The organism is Flavobacterium sp. SOK18b, assembly GCF_014156605.1.
Lineage (GTDB): Bacteria > Bacteroidota > Bacteroidia > Flavobacteriales > Flavobacteriaceae > Flavobacterium > Flavobacterium tiangeerense.
This window is the reverse complement of record NZ_QKNZ01000062.1, coordinates 14,595-32,948: the sequence shown is the minus strand read 5'-3', so window position 1 is coordinate 32,948 and position 18,354 is coordinate 14,595. Positions and strand designations below refer to the sequence as shown.

The 18,354-nt window shown below is 31.6% G+C and carries 13 protein-coding genes; all 13 read left to right on the top strand.

The window, feature by feature from the left end; translation table 11 throughout:
- The first annotated feature begins 80 nt into the window (after positions 1-80).
- The 13 genes from DNC80_RS10220 to DNC80_RS10160 all read left to right on the top strand — a co-directional run bounded on the left by DNC80_RS10220 (position 81) and on the right by DNC80_RS10160 (position 18,262).
- The gene (locus DNC80_RS10220) at positions 81-1,439 is read left to right on the top strand and encodes a sigma-54 dependent transcriptional regulator (protein ID WP_182651133.1); all 1,359 of its coding nucleotides are present in this window, start codon (positions 81-83) and stop codon (positions 1,437-1,439) included.
- Positions 1,436-2,578, top strand: a complete 1,143-nt coding sequence (locus tag DNC80_RS10215; RefSeq protein ID WP_182651132.1) for an FIST signal transduction protein — start codon at positions 1,436-1,438, stop codon at positions 2,576-2,578. The genes DNC80_RS10220 and DNC80_RS10215 overlap by 4 nt, the downstream gene beginning before the upstream one ends.
- Positions 2,579-2,580: 2 nt before the next feature.
- Entirely contained in the window at positions 2,581-5,613 is a 3,033-nt protein-coding gene (locus tag DNC80_RS10210) for a PAS domain S-box protein (RefSeq protein WP_182651131.1), read from the top strand.
- A 146-nt stretch (positions 5,614-5,759) separates the two neighbouring features.
- Positions 5,760-6,194 (top strand): response regulator, encoded by a 435-nt coding sequence (locus tag DNC80_RS10205; protein WP_182651130.1) that lies wholly within the window; start codon positions 5,760-5,762, stop codon positions 6,192-6,194.
- Between the two features lie 28 nt (positions 6,195-6,222).
- Positions 6,223-6,951: a polysaccharide biosynthesis/export family protein gene (locus tag DNC80_RS10200; RefSeq protein WP_182651129.1), complete on the top strand. Its 729-nt coding sequence runs from the start codon at positions 6,223-6,225 to the stop codon at positions 6,949-6,951.
- Positions 6,952-6,963: 12 nt separating this feature from the next.
- Complete coding sequence (locus DNC80_RS10195) at positions 6,964-9,123, top strand: Wzz/FepE/Etk N-terminal domain-containing protein (protein ID WP_182651128.1); 2,160 nt, start codon at positions 6,964-6,966, stop codon at positions 9,121-9,123.
- 2 nt (positions 9,124-9,125) lie between these two features.
- Positions 9,126-10,358 (top strand): hypothetical protein, encoded by a 1,233-nt coding sequence (locus DNC80_RS10190; protein WP_182651127.1) that lies wholly within the window; start codon positions 9,126-9,128, stop codon positions 10,356-10,358.
- Complete coding sequence (locus DNC80_RS10185; RefSeq protein WP_182651126.1) at positions 10,349-11,464, top strand: glycosyltransferase family 4 protein; 1,116 nt, start codon at positions 10,349-10,351, stop codon at positions 11,462-11,464. The genes DNC80_RS10190 and DNC80_RS10185 overlap by 10 nt, the downstream gene beginning before the upstream one ends.
- The gene (locus DNC80_RS10180; RefSeq protein WP_182651125.1) at positions 11,464-12,753 is read left to right on the top strand and encodes an O-antigen ligase; all 1,290 of its coding nucleotides are present in this window, start codon (positions 11,464-11,466) and stop codon (positions 12,751-12,753) included. Before DNC80_RS10185 ends, DNC80_RS10180 begins: the two co-directional genes overlap by 1 nt.
- Before the next feature lie 137 nt (positions 12,754-12,890).
- The gene (locus tag DNC80_RS10175) at positions 12,891-15,272 is read left to right on the top strand and encodes a hypothetical protein (protein ID WP_182651124.1); all 2,382 of its coding nucleotides are present in this window, start codon (positions 12,891-12,893) and stop codon (positions 15,270-15,272) included.
- Positions 15,272-15,967 carry a DapH/DapD/GlmU-related protein gene (locus DNC80_RS16095; protein ID WP_182651123.1) on the top strand — a complete coding sequence of 232 codons (696 nt, stop codon included), beginning with the start codon at positions 15,272-15,274 and terminating at the stop codon, positions 15,965-15,967. The genes DNC80_RS10175 and DNC80_RS16095 overlap by 1 nt, the downstream gene beginning before the upstream one ends.
- Entirely contained in the window at positions 15,960-17,186 is a 1,227-nt protein-coding gene (locus DNC80_RS10165; RefSeq protein ID WP_182651122.1) for a glycosyltransferase family 4 protein, read from the top strand. Before DNC80_RS16095 ends, DNC80_RS10165 begins: the two co-directional genes overlap by 8 nt.
- 2 nt (positions 17,187-17,188) lie before the next feature.
- Positions 17,189-18,262: a glycosyltransferase family 4 protein gene (locus tag DNC80_RS10160; protein WP_182651121.1), complete on the top strand. Its 1,074-nt coding sequence runs from the start codon at positions 17,189-17,191 to the stop codon at positions 18,260-18,262.
- Positions 18,263-18,354 lie beyond the last annotated feature (92 nt).

Here is an 18,354-nt window from a genome sequence, read left to right as displayed (position 1 = left end):
AATTAAAAAACTTAATATAAGCTTTATTTTTGTTGTACATTGGTAGTCATTAGTGTAAACTTCTCAAACACAAACAACTTATGACCTCCTTAAAAATTTTCTTGATTGAAGACGATCCTTTTTTTGGAGAAGCTTTAAAATACCATTTGAAGCTAAATCCTGATTTTGATATACATCTTTTTAAAACTGGAAAAGAATGTTTGAGTAATTTGTATTTAAAACCGGATATTATCTGTTTGGATTTCGGTTTACCAGACATTACAGGGGATAAACTGCTAAAAAAGATTCAGGAAACAAATAACAAAATCCCAATTATTATCATAAGTGGTCAAGAGGAGATTGAAGTTGCTGTCGACTTTTTGAAATCAGGTGCCAAAGATTATATTATCAAAAATGAACACACCAAAGACATTCTTTGGAATTCTATTCTTAAAATTAGAGAAAATCTTGAATTAGTTCACGAGGTAGCCGATTTAAAAGAACAACTGGAACAAAAATTTAGTTTCGAAAAAACAATCATCGGGCAAAGTGAAGCTATAAAAAATGTATTCAACAAAATAAACAAATCCATTAATACCAACATCAATGTTTCGATAACCGGAGAAACAGGAACGGGTAAAGAAGTAGTTGCCAAAGCCATTCATTATAATTCCGAAAGAAAGAATAAACCTTTCATAGCCATAAATATGGCTGCTATCCCCAAAGATTTAATGGAAAGTGATTTTTTTGGTCACGAAGCCGGGGCATTTACGGGAGCCAATACCCGAAATATTGGAAAATTTGAACAAGCCAATAGTGGAACCATCTTTCTGGATGAAATTGCCGAATTAGATTTGAATCTTCAAAGTAAATTGTTGCGGGTTTTACAAGAAAGAGAAGTAGTTCGTTTAGGCGGAACAACTAAAATTAAATTCGATGCTCGATTGATAATTGCTACCCACAAAGATTTAGCCCAAGAAGTAAAAAATGGAACTTTTAGAGAAGATTTATATTATAGAATTATAGGGCTACCTATTGAATTACCTCCCTTGAGAGAACGTGGTAATGACACCTTGTTGTTGACTAAACATTTTATGGATTTGTTCATAAAAGACAATAAAATGAAACCAATTGCTTTATCAAAAGAAGCAAAAGACAAGTTGTTAAAATATCCTTTTCCTGGAAATATTCGAGAATTAAAATCGGTTATGGATTTAGCTTGTGTAATGTGCGAAAACAACGAGATTTTGCCAGATGACCTTACTTTTAACAGTATCAATAACACCGATTTTTTCCTGTCTGAAGAAAAAACTTTAAAAGAATATACCGCTGAAATCATCTTGCATTATCTAAAAAAGAATCGAAATGACGTTTTAAAAACGGCAAAAAAACTAGACATTGGCAAGTCAACCATCTACAATTTAATTCAATCCTCCGAGATTAGTAAAAAACTTCCATGAAAACAATATCTACCTTATATAAAGACCAATCGTTTTGCAAGGAAAAGAATGAAGAAAATTTGAATTTCGAAGAAGCCCAATTAGTAATTGGATTTGGTTCAAGCTCTTTAGTGTCTCACGAAAAATCATTTTCCGACATAAAAAAAAGATTTCCAAATGCCAATATTGCACTTTGTTCCTCGGCTGGTGAGATTTATGAAAACGAAGTTGTAGACGACACCATTTCACTTGTGGCAATCCAGTTTGAATCAACTACCATGAAAACTTCTGAAATAAGTATTGAGGATTTTGACTCTAGTTATGAAGCGGGAAAAACCTTGGTACAACATCTGCTCCAAGAAAATTTAAAATTAATTTTTGTACTCTCGGACGGCGGAAAAGTAAATGGTAGCGAACTTGTAAAAGGAATGAATTTTTCAAAAAGGAAGGATGTGCTCATCACGGGCGGCTTGGCCGGTGACGGTAAGAATTTCGAAAAAACTTTTGTAGGTTTAAATAAAGTTCCAGAATCGGGAAAAATAATTGCCATTGGTTTTTATGGTGATAAATTAGTCTTATCGCATGGATCGGTTGGCGGCTGGGAATCCTTTGGAATGGAGCGTACAGTTACAAAAGCAGAAGGAAATATATTGTTTGAGATAGATAATAAAAACGTACTTACTTTATACAAAACGTATTTGGGGAAATATGCCAATGAACTGCCGGGTTCAGCACTGCTTTTTCCTTTGTCAATAACACTGGATGACAACAAAGAACCTATCGTCAGGACGATTCTTTCCATTGACAATGAAAAGCAATCCATAACCTTTGCAGGAGATATTCCAACAGGAAGTAAAATCCGATTTATGAAGGCTAATTTTGACCGATTGATTGATGCCGCAAGCGATGCTGCAAATTCCTGTTTAGAAATGGAGAAAAACAAACCAAAACTAGCCTTTTTGATTAGCTGTGTGGGTAGAAAACTAATTATGCCCAACAGAATTGATGAAGAAGTTGAAGCTATTTCAGAGGTATTCGGCAATGGCACAATGCTCTCCGGTTTTTATTCGTATGGCGAAATTTCTCCGCTTAATCCAATGGGCAATTGCGAGCTCCAAAACCAAACAATGACCATAACCGGTATAAATGAAATTGTATAACTATGGATTATCATAAACTTTTACAAAAACAAGTAAAAAAACATTTAACAACCGACCAAATTGAAAACCCTTCATTTAAGGCTTTTTTTCAATCATTAAACACTTCTTATTTGGCTTTTGAAAGAGATAAGGGAATAATGGAACACACTTTTAAAGAAAGCGAAAAAGAGTATAACGAAATAAATGACCAATTAAAAAAAGAAATTGAACTTAAACAATTAGCTTTTAATAATTTATACAAAAGCATAAATGAGGACGATTTAAATATTGATATAAGTTACGAACATAACGATGATTTGCTATTTGTTTCTGAGTATTTACGAGCTCAAATTAGCCAAAGAAAAGAAATCGAGGATCAACTTTATCAAAATAATGAATTACTAAAAACACTGCTTTCCAATTTACAATCGGGAATAATGGTCGAGGACGTAAATCGAAAAATAATCTTTATTAATCAACTATTTTGTGATTTGCGTAATATAGAACGCTCTCCTGATGAACTGATGGGAACCGATTGTATCCATTTATTGAATGAAACTAAATCGTTTTTCAAAAACTCAGAACATTTTGTTAAAGTAAAAAATAAAACATTACAAAACCAAAAAATTGTTCTGGGGGAACTCCTAGAAACAGTAGATAATAGATTGATTGAAAGAGATTTTATACCTATTCTCATTAACAATCAAAATAAAGGAAATCTATGGAAATATACCGATGTAACCTCGAAAATACAAACACAAAAATTATTGCAACAAAGCGAGGAACACAATCGTTTAATAATGAACGCTTCCTTAAACGCCATTGTAACAATAGATATTAATGGACTAGTTACGTTTTGGAACGATCAGGCGGAAATTATTTTTGGATGGAAAAAAGAAGAGGTTTTAGGAAAAGAATTGTCTGAAATAATAATTCCCCATCGGTATGTCGAAGCTCATCATAGAGGAATGAAACATTATCTCAGAACAGGTGAAGGACCGGTGCTTAACAAACCTTTAGACATGATGGCTCTCAATAGAAAAGGTGTTGAATTTCCAGTAGAAATGTCAATAATTCCTGTCAATGAAAATGATCAAGTTTTTTTCTGTGCCTTTATCCAAGATGTTTCAGAAAAAAAAGAAGCAGAAAACAGTCGCAAAATTCAAGAAGAAAAATACCAAAATGTAATTGCCAATATGAATCTTGGATTGCTTGAAATCGATAATGAAGAAATTATTCAATATGTAAATCAGAGTTTTGCTTCTATGTCTGGTTATGAAAGAAGCGAACTCATAGGTAAAAACCCATCTGAACTCTTTGTTTTTGGTGAAAATTTTGAAACTATTCAATCTAAAAACGACTTAAGAAAACAAGGTGTCTCAGATATTTATCAACTCCCAATAAAAAACAAAAGAGGAGAACTAAAATGGTGGACTATAAGTGGCGCTCCCAATTATGATAACAAAGGAAATGTAATAGGTTCAATTGGAATCCATTTAGACATTACAGGACAAAAACAATTAGAAATTGATCTTGAAAAAGAAAAAACAAATGCATTAGAATCATCAAAAGCCAAAGAAATATTCTTAGCCAATATGAGTCACGAAATTAGAACACCTCTCAATGCAATTATTGGTTTTTTAAGAGAATTAGAGAAACAAGAACTCACCGAAATTCAAAAAAAACACATCGTTAATAGCTCCATTGCTTCGAAACATTTGTTAGCCATTATCAACAATATTTTAGATATTTCAAAAATTGAAGCCGGTGAAATGTCACTTGAAAATGAAGATTTTGCATTAGAAAAATCAATTATAAATGTGACAAAGGTACTTCAACCAATGTTAGAACAAAAGGGACTGAATTTTAACATTACAATCTCAAAAGAAGTTGCAAAAGTATTAAAAGGGGATAAGCTAAGACTACAGCAAATTTTATTCAACCTAGTTGGAAATGCTATAAAATTTACAGACCACGGTAGCATTTCTATAAATTGTGAAGTTGTAAATGACACGCCAGTTTCTCAGGAATTGAAAATTTCAATATCCGATACAGGAATAGGAATGGAAAATAGTTTTATTGAGAGTGTATTTAATAAATTTTCGCAAGAAGATAAAGAAATAACCCGAAAATATGGAGGAACAGGCTTAGGATTGTCTATCACCAAAGAATTAGTAAAATTAATGAACGGTCGAATAGAAATTGAAAGCGAAAAAAATTTTGGAACAACAATTTCTATTTACCTCAGTTATCCTAAGGGAAGCAAAGAGTTTATTGAAGAACTTGATATTAACAAACCCATCACCCGACTAGACAACATCTCAATTCTTCTGGTAGAAGACAACTATTTAAACCGAATGGTGGCTCAAAATTCTCTACAGTATTATAATTGCGAAGTTGCCGAAGCTGAAAATGGTCTGCAAGCTATTGAAATACTAAAAAATCAAAAATTTGACCTTATTCTTATGGACATTCAAATGCCAGAAATGGGAGGTATCGAAGCAACCGAAATTATTAGAAAAGAACTCAATCTTACAACACCCATAATTGCACTTACTGCCAATGCCTTTAAAACAGAAATTGATAAATGTAAAAAAGCAGGTATGGATGACTATGTTACCAAACCTTTTGATGAAGATATTTTAATAGAAACCATTGCAAAGCATACCGTAAACAAAAAGATATCCCCTCCAAAACTTAAATTTTCAAAAAAATCTTCAATAGAAAAACTCTATAATTTGACTTCTTTACAAAATTTAAGCAGAGGGGACAATGAATTTATAGTTAAAATGATTTCAATTTTTATCGAGCAAACAACAGATGTTATCAAAGAAATAAGAGAAGCCATTCTTTTAGATGATTTTTTAGAAGTAAACCGTTTGATTCATAAAATTAAACCAAGCGTAGAAAGTCTAGGAATTACATCGATAATTTCAGAAATAAAACTTCTTGAAAAAGCAGATGATAAAGAACAAATTAGGATACTTTTTGCAAAAGTAAAAGAAGTTTTAGAACAAACTGTGTTGCAACTTTTAGATTATATCAAAAAGGATTAATTCAGATTTATCAAATTGTGTTTTGGAAATCTTTTCCAAATTTTGGAAAAAACAAATAACAAAATAAAACTTAAATTACTGTAAATCAATAATTTATTTTTTTGGCTTGACTTTAGAATATCCATTTGAAAAAAATATAAAATAGTATGGAAAATCAAAATCAATTCAAATTTTTTATCGTTGACGACGATAATTATTGTGCTACAATGCACGAACAGTTCTTAACAAATATGGGATATAATGACATTAGCTATTTTAGTAATGGAGCAGATTGTTTGAGCAATCTAAATCAAAATCCAGATATCATTTTTTTAGACCACAACATGGATGATATTTCAGGATTTGAAGTATTAAAAAAAATAAAACGCTTTAATCCAAACATCTATGTAGTTATGGTTTCTGGCCAAGAAACAATAAAAACTGCTGTTGATGCCCTGAAATATGGTGCCTTTGATTATGTTATCAAAGACAATAGCGTAGAAGAAAAGATGAATCTTATCATAAATAAAATTATTATGGTAAAAGAAGAGCTTAAAAAATCAAATCCAAACTTTTTACAACGATTACTGTTCTTATTTTAATTTTTTTTAAAAGTCCCTAAACAACAAAATGAAAACAATTTTAAAATTCCTGCTCATCATTATTCTTTTTGCTTCTTGTAAAAGTCAAAACATATACGAAAGTAAAGTTGAAACCCATGATAATTCAACTTTTAAGTATGATGCCAATTATCAATATAGAATAAGAAAAGATGATAAAATATCTATTTCAGTTTGGGGCGAAGACAATTTGAGTGTAGGCTCGACATATGGTATTTATAATTCTAATGAAGTCTATGGAAAATGGCTGATGGTAGATGCCTACGGGAATATTGAAGTTCCTAAAATAGGAACAAAAAACGTTTTGAATAAAACAGTTCCAGAACTAAAAGAAGAACTTAAAACTGATCTAAAAAAATGGTTGGTTAACCCTGTTCTTGATATCAAAGTGCTCAATAAGGAAATTACCATTCTTGGTGAAGTAAAATCTCCAAATTCAATTAAAATTGATACTGACAATGTAACGCTTCTACAAGTAATTAGCAAAGCTGGAGGTTTTGATTCGTATGCCAATATAAAATCTGTAAAAGTCTTAAGACAAGAAGGTGAAAATGTTCACGTTACTAATCTAGATTTGACCACTGATGCTACTATTTTGACCACTAATATTATGCTTCATCCCGGTGATGTAGTCATTGTTCCGTCAAAAAAGAATAAAGAATTCGATAAAAGAATATCTGTAATAATCCCTTTTACCACAGCAATAAGTGCCGCTGCAATTATCATTGGATTATTCTAAATAAGTACCATTATGAATGAAAACCTTAGATTACTCAAACCCTTTTTTAGAGGATTTCCCATTATCATTTTGGTTATGTTTTTGGCCGTTTTGTCAGCCAAAAAATACTTGAATTATGTAACTCCTATGTATGAAAGTACCGCAAAACTAAAATTAGCAGATACAGAAGAAGGTGTTCCGAGTGCCAATTTATTCAAAGATTTAGATGTTTTTGCTACGGCAAATAAAATAGCCACCGAAATTGAGGTTTTAAAATCTTCTAAATTGATGGGGAAAACCATTGCCGAGTTGCCATTCAATAAAGAAATATATAGAAAAGGCGATATGCTAACGGTAGAATTATTTGGAAATTCGCCCATTACAATCGAAGGTACTTTCCAATCCGAAAAGGCTTTAGACAAACGTTATGGTTTGGATGTAATTTCGAAAAAGGAGTACCAATTTTTTTATCCAGATTCAAAAACTGGCATTTCAGGAAAATTTGGAAAACCTCTAAAAATAAAAGAAGGAACGCTATTAATTGGTTTAAACGAACCTTATCTTGAATCCAAAAATGATGCTAAAATCATTGATAAATATGAGTTTGAATTTCTAAGCAATCAAAAAATACTAGCTAAAATTGATAAAGATCTTGACATTGTTTCAGTTGATAAAGATGTTCCAGTCATTCGAATCAATTTGAAAAGTAATGTTCCAGAAAAAGCGGCTCTTTTTGTCAATAAACTGGCCGAGATGTACATAAAAGATTATATCGAAAGCAAATTTAAAGCGGCAAATACAACTGTTGATTTTCTAAAAGAGGAAATAAACAATTCCAATAAAAAACTTTCGGCCTCAGAAAATAATATTCAAGATTTCAGGGATACGAAAAAAATTGTCAACATTAGACAAGAAACCGAAACTGATTTGCGAAAAATTTCACAGTTGAAAATTGAGCAAACCAATATAAAAATGAATCTTGACGCTATAAAAGAGTTGAATAGATACATCGCTTCTGGGAAGAAAAACTATCTTGATTTGGCTCCTAATTTCGAGGCATTTACGGATTTGCTTTCGACTGAAATGGTCAAAAACATGAAGAAATTACAAGCTGATAAAAAGGATTTATTACTAACCTACACTCCTGAAGAAGAAAAAGTAAAAATTATAGATGCTAAGTTGAAAGACTTGATTGACTACCAAATAGAAAGTATCAAAAACACTGAAAAGAGTTTACAAACAAAGTACAATGGACTTTCTAATGACATTACTGAGTTCGAAAAAGTATTTATTGGTTTGCCCGAAAAAGAAAAAGAACTGACAATTTTGAATAGAGAATTCAATCTTTATGAAACGAATTATAACTTTTTGAATAGTAAAAGAATCGATGCAGAGATAGCTAGATCCGCAAAAATTGCTTTTCACAAAATAATTACGCCCGCAGAAATTTCAAAAACACCAGTATCTCCAATTCGTTCGATTATAATTGTTGTGGCAGCAATTTTAGGAATGTTCGGCTCTATAATTTTAATTTATTTGGTTCACTTTGCTAAAGCAAAAGTAAATGATGAATTTACCATCGAAAAAAATAGTACGATTCCTATTGCATTAACAACACCGTTTATCAAACTAAAAGAAAAAACAAAAGACAATTTTTTAAAAGAAGCCATTCAAATGGAGCTGAAAGGAATGATACAAGAAAAAGCCATTCTTGTCATTAGTTCTTATGATAAAGCGGCAGACCATTTATTTCATTCCAAAAATTTAGCGAATGCCTTCAAGAATCAAGGACGAAAAGTATTAGTGATTGATGCCACAACACAACTAGAAGGCGATTTCGATACTCAAGATTATCTTAACTTTGCGCATCCAAAATACTTGAGTCATACTAAATCTGTTTTTCAAAATGAAATTCAGGAAAAAATGAAAAACTACGATTTGTGTGTCATTCACAATCAATCCATAAAAGAGGATAAATTGGCTTTACTTTTTATGAGTTTGGCAACACAAAATTTAATTGTTTTAGACAGTAGAAAAACGGCTGAAAAAACAATTATCAACATGGAATTGATCAAAGACGAATTCCAATTACCTAATGTTTGGTTCGTATTAAACAAAGCAGGTTACAACCCAAGCGTATTTGCTGAAATTAAAAACCTTTGGAACAAATACATCAATAAAACAAATTCTTAGAAATGAAGGCCATAAAAAAAATAGTGTCTTCACCTTCAGTTCTGGTTCTTTTTGACCAAGCTGTCTTTAGTGGAACAAACTTTTTACTGACACTGTTTTTAGCTCAAAAATTGGACATTAAAGACTTTGGATTGTTTTCAAGTAGTATTCTTTTTACGTATTTAGGAATGAGTATTACAAACGCATTAATAATCCAGCCTTTTCAAGTTTCTATTGGAAAAGTTTCACAAAAGAAAGAATATTACGTTTTTTTATTTTTGGGACAAATTGCTTTGCTGTTTATTTTGATTCTATTAGTCAAATTGATGGTGTTATTTATACCAATACCGATAGATTATAATGAACTGATCAACAAATTTTTGTGTTTTATAGTTGGCTATCTTGTGCAAGATTTTTTTAGAAAATTACTATTGGGAATTGGTCAAATACTTCATGTAATCCTTATTGATATTTTGTTTTTGGTATTAATTATAGTCTTCTTTTATTTTCTAGCTGACAAAATCTCACTGACTAATACTCTTTGGATTATAGGGATTTCAAATCTCGTTTCATCATTTGTGGGTTTGTTTTTTATTGTCAAAAATTACCAAAAACCAGTTTCTTGGAAAGGGTTTGCGCAAAATCATATTCTCCAAGGAAAATGGTTACTTAGCACAGCTGTTTTACAATGGTCATCTAGCAATTTTTTTGTTTTGGTTTCGGGAATATACTTGGGAATTGAAGCATTAGGAGCACTGCGATTGGTTCAATCTTTTTTCGGTGTAATCAATATTGCATTGGCAACAGTTGAGAATTATTTTTTACCAAAAGTAGCCTTGTTGTATAATGAAAATGTCGCTCAAGCAAAAAAATACCTTCTGGAAATTACATTATTTGGAGCAGTATTTTTCGGGGTTTTGCTTTCGATATTATTCCTTTTTTCAACAGAAATCATTGTGCTGGCAGGTGGAGAAAAATATCAAAATTATGATTATGTAGTGAAAATAATTTCAGTATTATATTTCTTTATATTTCTAAGTTACCCAATTAGGATTGCAGTGAGAGTGCTAGTTCTAAATAAAATATTCTTTATTGGTTACCTGCTTTCATTTGTATTTTCGATCCTTTCTTTTCATTTCTTATTGAAATATTCGGGGCTTTATGGAGCTGTTTCTGGACTTATCATGAATCAAATAATTATGATCTTATATTGGCAAAGTCAACTGAAAAAAAATCAATTTCAATTATGGAAATAATTCATATTGTTCTCGGAAAAGCCAATCCTGAAAGAATGAATGGCGTGAATAAAGTAGTCTATCAATTGGCCACAAAACAAGTCGATTTCGCACTAAAAGTGTCTGTTTGGGGTATTACAAAAGATAAAGAAAACAATTATGGTAAACGTAATTTTGAAACACAATTGTTTTTAAAGCAGCGCAATCCTTTTGGTATTTCAGAAGAATTAAAAATGGCTATAATCAGAAAGAAAGATAAAGCTGTTTTTCATCTTCACGGAGGTTGGATTCCTGTTTTTTATTCGATAGCAAAGTTGATGCATAGATACCAAATTCATTACGTTTTAACGCCTCACGGTGCCTACAATACCATTGCAATGAGACGAAGTTCTTGGAGCAAGAAATTCTATTTTTTGCTATTTGAAAAAAAAATACTCAATAGTACTTCTAAAATTCATTGCATCGGCAAAAGTGAGGTGAATGGACTAAAGAAAATTTTTGAAAACAAAAAATCAGTTTTATTGCCTTACGGATACGAAAATGATAAAGTAACTATTATTGAGAAAACCGCTAATCCAACTATCGTTTTCGGATTTATTGGACGATTGGATATTTACACAAAGGGACTAGACACTTTACTAAAAGCTTTTGCCAAATTCACAAAAAATCAACCCGAAGCACAGCTTTGGATTGTGGGTGACAGCAAAGAAAAAATCATTTTGGAACAACAAATTAAAGCCAAATCTTTAGAGAAAAACATTATACTTTTTGGAAGTAAATTTGGCGTGGAAAAAGAAGCATTATTGCAAAAAATGGATGTTTTCGTTCATCCTTCACGAAATGAAGGATTACCATTGTCTGTTATAGAAGCGGCTAGTTTTGGCAAGCCTTGTATTGTAACCGATGCGACTAATATAGGTTCTCAAATAATGAATAGCAATGCTGGAATTACGATTTATTCCCAAAGCAGTACCCAACTTTACGAAGCAATGCAAAAATTGTTTTCAGTTTGGGAAAATCCTATTGAATTTAAAGAATTACAAGAAAATGCCATCAAAATGGTAAGTGAAAATTACAACTGGAAAAAATTAATTGCACAGTTTAACACCGATTTATATACTATATAATGAATCTAATAACCCCTAATCATGATGCGTTTTTAAAAAAAATAGACAATTATATGTTTATTATTTTACTGTTGATGGTGGCTTGTTTTTTTACTTGGAGTGAAAATATCAACATCACAAGAGCGATTAAAGTGGTGGGTAGAATGGGTTTAATGCTGTCTTCTATTGGGATTTATTACAAAATAATTCGGTATGGTGCAGCTAATACTATGGGTTACAAAAACATATTTTCACCTTTATTTTATTTAGTTTATATGGGTTTAGGGTTTATTTCTTTTACTTGGAGCACTAATCCTGGATTTAGTAGTTTACAGTGGTTTATGACTTTTCAAAGTTTAGTTTTTGCCTATTTTTTCATCAAAAGCATCAAGCTTTTAGATAGTTTTTTTGAAGGACACAACATTCGATTGTATCATTTATTAGGAAATTCGGTTTTTGTATTACAACTAATATTTGTGCTTGGCATGTGGATTGATCCCGACACTTTTTTTCGATTGACAAATGGCGGAGAAGAAGCGCGTTTGGGTGGAGTGATGATGAACCCCAATGAACTCGGAATGCTAGCTGGTGTTGGTGTAGCTTGTTTGATTTTTGATTTATACAGAAAGCAAAACAAAGCTTGGACGGTTATCAAAATCCTTGTTATTTTTTATGCCTTATTTATGACCGGATCACGATCCTCCTTAATTGGAGTCTTATTAATTATCTTTTTTCATATTAACCAAACCAAAAAGCAAGGATTAAAATTAGCAATTATGGGTTGCGTTTTATTGGTAATTCCCTTTGCAATTAACCAAATCATACTCAAAGGCGGCGATAAAGAACGAATGGAAGAAATTTTGACCTTGACCGGAAGATTGCCTTTTTGGCAAGCACTTATTACTGAAGGATTACCACGGGAACCGCTACTGGGTTTTGGATATATGAGAATTGATTACAAAGAATTTTTTCAAAGTGTGCATACGTATCCTGGCAAAATGACGCACAATACTTTTATGCAGGTCTTGATGAATTTGGGTTTTATAGGATTGTGCGTGGCCATTTTTCAGATGTTTTTTACTTTCCACGCCTTTTTCTCGGAGAGCAAGGAAACAAGGCTAATGTTGATTGGAATAGTCATTCCGGTTTTTATTAATTCATTTACCGAATTTGGTATTTTTGGCGAAAGTAACTATGGAATTTTGTTCTATCAAATGATTATTTTCTCCGTTTCATTTAAGAATACGACACATTTAACGTCTGTCCAAAAACTACATTTAAAGAAAAGAAGACCAGAACTCTCGGTTTAAAATCGTTCCAAAATTCAGCAATATTCCATAATATGGAATAAAATATAATTCAGATATACCGTAACAAACTGATAATCAGTTAAAAGTTAATTTGGCACGATTGTGTAAATAGGAAAAGAAAAATAAAACCTTTTCCTATGGAAAATATTTTCGCCAAAATAGGCTTTTCACTATTCTCAATAAAAAATAATTCGACCGATATTGTTTTTGATATGCTTTTTATTAAAAATCCCGATGGTTCGCCACGATGGATTTGGAATGCCAATTGTGACACTCCCCTATTTCTAAAATTTTATAACATTGGAAGTTTTAAAGCTTGGATATTTGCCACGGCCATCAAAACAGTTTTTATTTTTAGATTACAAAAAATCGTTTTCAGCAAAAAAACAGTATTCGCCACAAAAAATGACAATACAGTTCTAGATTACAAAAAGGATTGGGCATTATTTACGGGAACTATTGGTCCAAATAATAAAGCGATTTTATATGCCAATAACTCTTTTTACAAAATAGCGACAACTCCAAATGCCCAAGAATTAATAAACCGAGAACATTCTATCTTAGAAAAAATAAATAGTAATCAAAATTTGTTCATTACACCAAAATCGAAACAAATTTCGAATGAAATTATTCAATTATCGGATGTTTCAGAAAACGGAACAAGATCAAAATCAATAACTACGAGTCATTTAAACGCATTGCTGGAAATGAGGAACCTTGAACCACAAACCATTAAAGTTAGCGAATGGAACTTACTAAATTCCTTTAAACAGGATTTAAATAGCATTGATGACAGCAGAATTCCAAGCAATATGCTTCGAAAAATCAAAACCCTGATTGGAAACATTTCGGCGAATGAGAAGGTCAATCTTTCACTTTCCCAAGGCGATTTCACGCAGTGGAATATGTACGAAAGAAACGGAAAAATTGCTTTGTACGACTGGGAATTGGCGAGTTTCGATAAACCAATAGGATTTGATTATTTCCATTTTATTATACAACAAGGCGTTTTGGTGGATCATAAATGTTGGAAAACCATTTATACATATATTAAAGAGGAATGTAACGGTAACTTTGGAAAACAACTCTTTAACAATGATTTAGATAAATTAAATGACTATTTAAAATGGTATTTAATCACTAATTGCATCCATTATTTAAAGATTTATTCAAACCAACCCAAATGGCATGTTCAAATAGATTGGCTGTTGCAAGTTTGGAATGAAGGCTTGAATATGTTTATGGTAGAAGAAAAAACTTCAAGAGAATTAGTTATAATGGATGTGCTCGATTTATTACAAAATCAAGAATATGCAGCATTAAAATTCAAGAATGAATTTCCAGAAAAACTTAGTATCAATTCCGATATTGATTTGATTATTAATGAAAAAGAAAACCAATTGATTGTTTCCTTTTTGAAAAACCACGCACTGGTTTCGAAAATTACATCAAATAAAAAATCATTTATGAATTCCATTCAATTATTTCTGAATGATGGAAGTGTATTATCGTTGGATTTGATTTGGCAATTAAAAATAAAAACCCTAGAAATTTTAGACGCAAATCAGATAATTGCATCCAATATTTTAAATAATTATGGTGTGAAAAATGCTTCTTCGGTAGATACAGCACGATTTATCGCCCTTTTTTATACCCTAAACAATTCCGAAATTCCTGCTAAATATTTAGATTATAAAAATGCCATTCAAAACTCGAATGAGCCCTTGGATTTAATTCTCAAAAATCATTTTAGAAATACTAAAATTAGCGAGGCAAACTTGCTCAATATGATAAAACAGAACCCGGAAAACAAAGGTATTTCAAAAATCAAAAACACATTAAGGTATTACATAGACACGATGAGGAATAGCCACAAAAGCAGAGGATTTATTATCACTTTCAGCGGAGTTGATGGTGCAGGAAAATCGACAGTTATAGAGAATATTGCTACAAGAATCGAAAAACAACTCAGAAAACCAGTTGTGGTTTTAAGACACAGACCATCAATTTTACCTATTTTGAGTGTGTGGTCAAAAGGAAAAGAACAAGCACATCTCGATGTAATTGAAGGTTTGCCAAGACAAGGAAAAAACAAAAGTTTGTTGTCTTCGATTATTCGATTTTCATATTACTATTTCGATTATCTTTTTGGACAATTTGTAGTTTATTTCAAATATATCTTGAGAGGAAAAGTAGTTATTTATGATCGTTATTATTTTGATTTCATCAATGATGGTAAGAGAAGTAACATCATTTTACCAAAAAAAATCACTTCTTTTTTCTATACATTTCTTTTGAAACCGGAATTTAATTTTTTCCTTTTTGCAGATGCTAACATCATTTTAAAAAGAAAAGAAGAGCTGAGCAAAGCCACAATCGAAAAATTAACAGCCGATTACCACGGTCTCTTTGAATCACTTCAATCCAAAAGTAAGGCTTCGGTTTATCAGTCTATCAACAATATTGAACTTGAAGTAACACTAAATCAAGTGGTAAAAACCATCTTACTTTCGAAATAATGAAAAAAGCAATTGTCAAAATTATCCAATTACGGAATCCATCATTTGAATTTGATGAAGCGCTGAATATGGCAGCTTTATTTCAGTTTGTTTGTATACAAATCAGTTGTTTGATACGAGGTTTCAGGGTGTGTTTTTGTTTTAGAAAACCAAAAGGAATGATGCTGGGAAAGGGTGTTAGCTTGTTTAATATTTCTAAAATCGAATGGGGAAAATTTCTCCGATTGGGTAATCAGGTTTATGTTTCAGCCTTAAGCAAAAACGGAATTCATTTTGGAGATAACGTCAGTATTGGAGCATTTAGCAGAGTAATTGTATCTACTTCACTGAATAATATTGGAAATAAAATCGTGATTGGAAACAATGTTGGAATAGGAGAATTCGCTTATTTAGGAGGTGCTGGTGGATTAGAAATTGGGGACGAATGCATCGTTGGACAATATTTTAGCTGCCATCCCGAAAATCATAATTATGACGATTTAGAAATATCCATCAGACATCAAGGCGTTACTAGAAAAGGAATAACAATTGGAAAAAATTGCTGGATTGGAAGCAAAGCCACTATTCTAGATGGAGTTATAATTGGCAATGGAAGTATCATTGCTGCTGGAAGCGTGGTTACAAAATCATTTCCTGAAAACAGTATTATTGGAGGCATTCCCGCTAAAATTATAAAAAACAGAAAAAATGACTAACAAAACTATTTTAGCGACCTGTTATGCAGTGAACCCTTATAAAGGTTCAGAAGATGCAATGGGGTGGAATTTTGTATATCAAATTGCACGTTTCAACAAAGTTTTTGCAGTTACTAGAGAAAACAACAAAACCGCAATTGAAAAATATATGGCTCAAAATCCTGACTCCATCTATAATAACATCACATTTTTGTATTTTGATTTACCCTATTGGATGCGTTTTTGGAAAAAAGGTGGCCGTGGTGCAATGCTGTATTACTTCATGTGGCAACGAGGAATTGTGAATTTTGTGCGAAAACGAAATCTAAATTTTGACATTACCCACAATGTAAATTTTCATAACGATTGGACTCCAAGTTTTCTATGGAAATTAAACAAACCAATGGTTTGGGGACCTGTTGGCCATCATCCACAAATTCCTAAACAGTATTTAAAACCCTATTCTTGGAAATATTTATGGAAAGATAGAGCCACATGGATGGTAAAAAATTATTTTTGGAACTGTTCTTTTTCTTTAAATAAAACGGTAAAAAAAGCTGCTCATATTTGGTGTATGAATTCGGGAGTTCCTTCAAAATTAAAACTAAAAGGGCAATCGTTTTCTGTTTTACCATCGGTTGCTACTGAAGATTTCGCCATTAATGCTAGACCTGAAAATAAAAACTTTAATATCATAAGTGTAGGTCGTTTTGTACCTCTTAAAGGGTTCGATTTAACGCTACTTTCTTTCATAAAATTCATCCACTCCTTACCTATTCACGAAAGAGAAAATTGTAAACTTACTCTAGTGGGGTCCGGTCCAGAAAAAGAATTGTATAAACAAATAATTTATGAAAATGATGTGGAATCTTATGTGGAAATTATAGAATGGATTGACCGAAAAGATTTGATGAAAATCTATGAAAAATCATCCATTTTTCTTTTTCCATCGCACGAAGGAGCAGGTATGGTGGTTGCCGAAGCGTTGTCTTTTGGTTTGCCCGTGGTTTGTTTAGATAATGAAGGTCCTGGGCAATATATTAATCCCAATTGCGGCATTACAATTCCTAAATCTAGTTATGAAAATACAGTAAATGAATTGGGTGATGCACTTATAAAACAATATTCTGATAACACTTTTTTGCGTCAATTGAGCTTTGGAGCCAGAAAGCACTATGAAGAAAAATTTACCTGGAATAGTCGTGGCGAACATTTGAAGAATATTTATAACCAATTGTAATTATGAGAGTTTTTGCCATACATTTATTAAACGATTATAGTGGAAGCCCGAAAGTTTTGATGCAACTACTCAAAGGTTGGACTAAAAATAATATCGAAACCCATTTATTTACAAGTGGTGGAAAAGAAGGTTTTTTATCAGATATACCTAAAGTTCAGCATCATTTCTATTGGTATCGTTTTATAGAAAATAAGTTTCTGAGATTACTTTTTTTATTCGCAAGCCAGTTTATATTGGCTATGCAATTGTTGTTTATTCTAAAAAAAGATGATGTTGTCTATGTAAACACCGTTTTGCCTTTCGGAGCAGGAATTATTGGAAAATTAAGAGGTTGCAAAGTGATTTATCACATTCACGAAACCTCAATGAAACCCAAAATATTAAAACAATTTCTTTTTCGCATTGTAAAATGGTCTGCTACAGAAGTCGTTTATGTTTCGAATTTTTTAGCAGCTCAAGAGCCATTAAACATTAGAAAAAATATCCTTTATAATGTTTTAGAAGAAAATTTTGTAAAACAATCCCAGTTGCATCTGAATACGAAAAAAAATGCTAAAATTGTTTTGATGATATGCTCTTTAAAAGCCTATAAAGGAGTAAACGAATTTGTAAAACTGGCTCAGATGAATCCAAAATTCACATTTAAACTAGTTGTAAATGCCTCTCAAATTGAAATCGAAACGTATTTCAAAGAAGAAATATTACCATCAAATTTAATACTATTTCCAACTCAAAAAAATACACATCCTTTTTATCAAGAAGCAAGTGTGGTTTTAAATTTATCTGATACAAAACTTTGGGTAGAAACATTTGGATTGACTGTTCTTGAAGCAATGGCTTATGGTTTGCCTACGATTGTTCCTCCTGTTGGAGGTGTGATTGAGCTGGTCGAAGAAGGCAAAAACGGATTCTTGATCGACAGTAAAAACGTAAATTTAATCTCTGAAAAATTGATTCTGATACTCCAAAATGAAACCATTTACCATAAAATGAGTGAAGATGCCTTAAAGAAAAGTAAAACTTTTGGTGAAGATTATTTTGAAAACGAATCAATACGAATTTTATCCAATTATTGAAATGTTTCCAAATATTGGAATACTTATGTTGACTAAATACACATAAATATTTGATTATAAGCATGTTAATTTTTTAGCATTGTTTTTGGCAC

What these genes read in the sequence shown, in the direction of transcription:
- DNC80_RS10195 (WP_182651128.1), top strand. Translation starts at nt 6,964, where the DNA reads ATGAATGAAAACCTTAGATTACTCAAACCCTTTTTTAGAGGATTTCCC.
- DNC80_RS10205 (WP_182651130.1), top strand. Translation starts at nt 5,760, where the DNA reads ATGGAAAATCAAAATCAATTCAAATTTTTTATCGTTGACGACGATAAT.
- DNC80_RS10215 (WP_182651132.1), top strand. Translation starts at nt 1,436, where the DNA reads ATGAAAACAATATCTACCTTATATAAAGACCAATCGTTTTGCAAGGAA.
- DNC80_RS10175 (WP_182651124.1), top strand. Translation starts at nt 12,891, where the DNA reads ATGGAAAATATTTTCGCCAAAATAGGCTTTTCACTATTCTCAATAAAA.
- DNC80_RS10200 (WP_182651129.1), top strand. Translation starts at nt 6,223, where the DNA reads ATGAAAACAATTTTAAAATTCCTGCTCATCATTATTCTTTTTGCTTCT.
- DNC80_RS10210 (WP_182651131.1), top strand. Translation starts at nt 2,581, where the DNA reads ATGGATTATCATAAACTTTTACAAAAACAAGTAAAAAAACATTTAACA.
- DNC80_RS10220 (WP_182651133.1), top strand. Translation starts at nt 81, where the DNA reads ATGACCTCCTTAAAAATTTTCTTGATTGAAGACGATCCTTTTTTTGGA.
- DNC80_RS10165 (WP_182651122.1), top strand. Translation starts at nt 15,960, where the DNA reads ATGACTAACAAAACTATTTTAGCGACCTGTTATGCAGTGAACCCTTAT.
- DNC80_RS10160 (WP_182651121.1), top strand. Translation starts at nt 17,189, where the DNA reads ATGAGAGTTTTTGCCATACATTTATTAAACGATTATAGTGGAAGCCCG.
- DNC80_RS10180 (WP_182651125.1), top strand. Translation starts at nt 11,464, where the DNA reads ATGAATCTAATAACCCCTAATCATGATGCGTTTTTAAAAAAAATAGAC.
- DNC80_RS16095 (WP_182651123.1), top strand. Translation starts at nt 15,272, where the DNA reads ATGAAAAAAGCAATTGTCAAAATTATCCAATTACGGAATCCATCATTT.
- DNC80_RS10185 (WP_182651126.1), top strand. Translation starts at nt 10,349, where the DNA reads ATGGAAATAATTCATATTGTTCTCGGAAAAGCCAATCCTGAAAGAATG.
- DNC80_RS10190 (WP_182651127.1), top strand. Translation starts at nt 9,126, where the DNA reads ATGAAGGCCATAAAAAAAATAGTGTCTTCACCTTCAGTTCTGGTTCTT.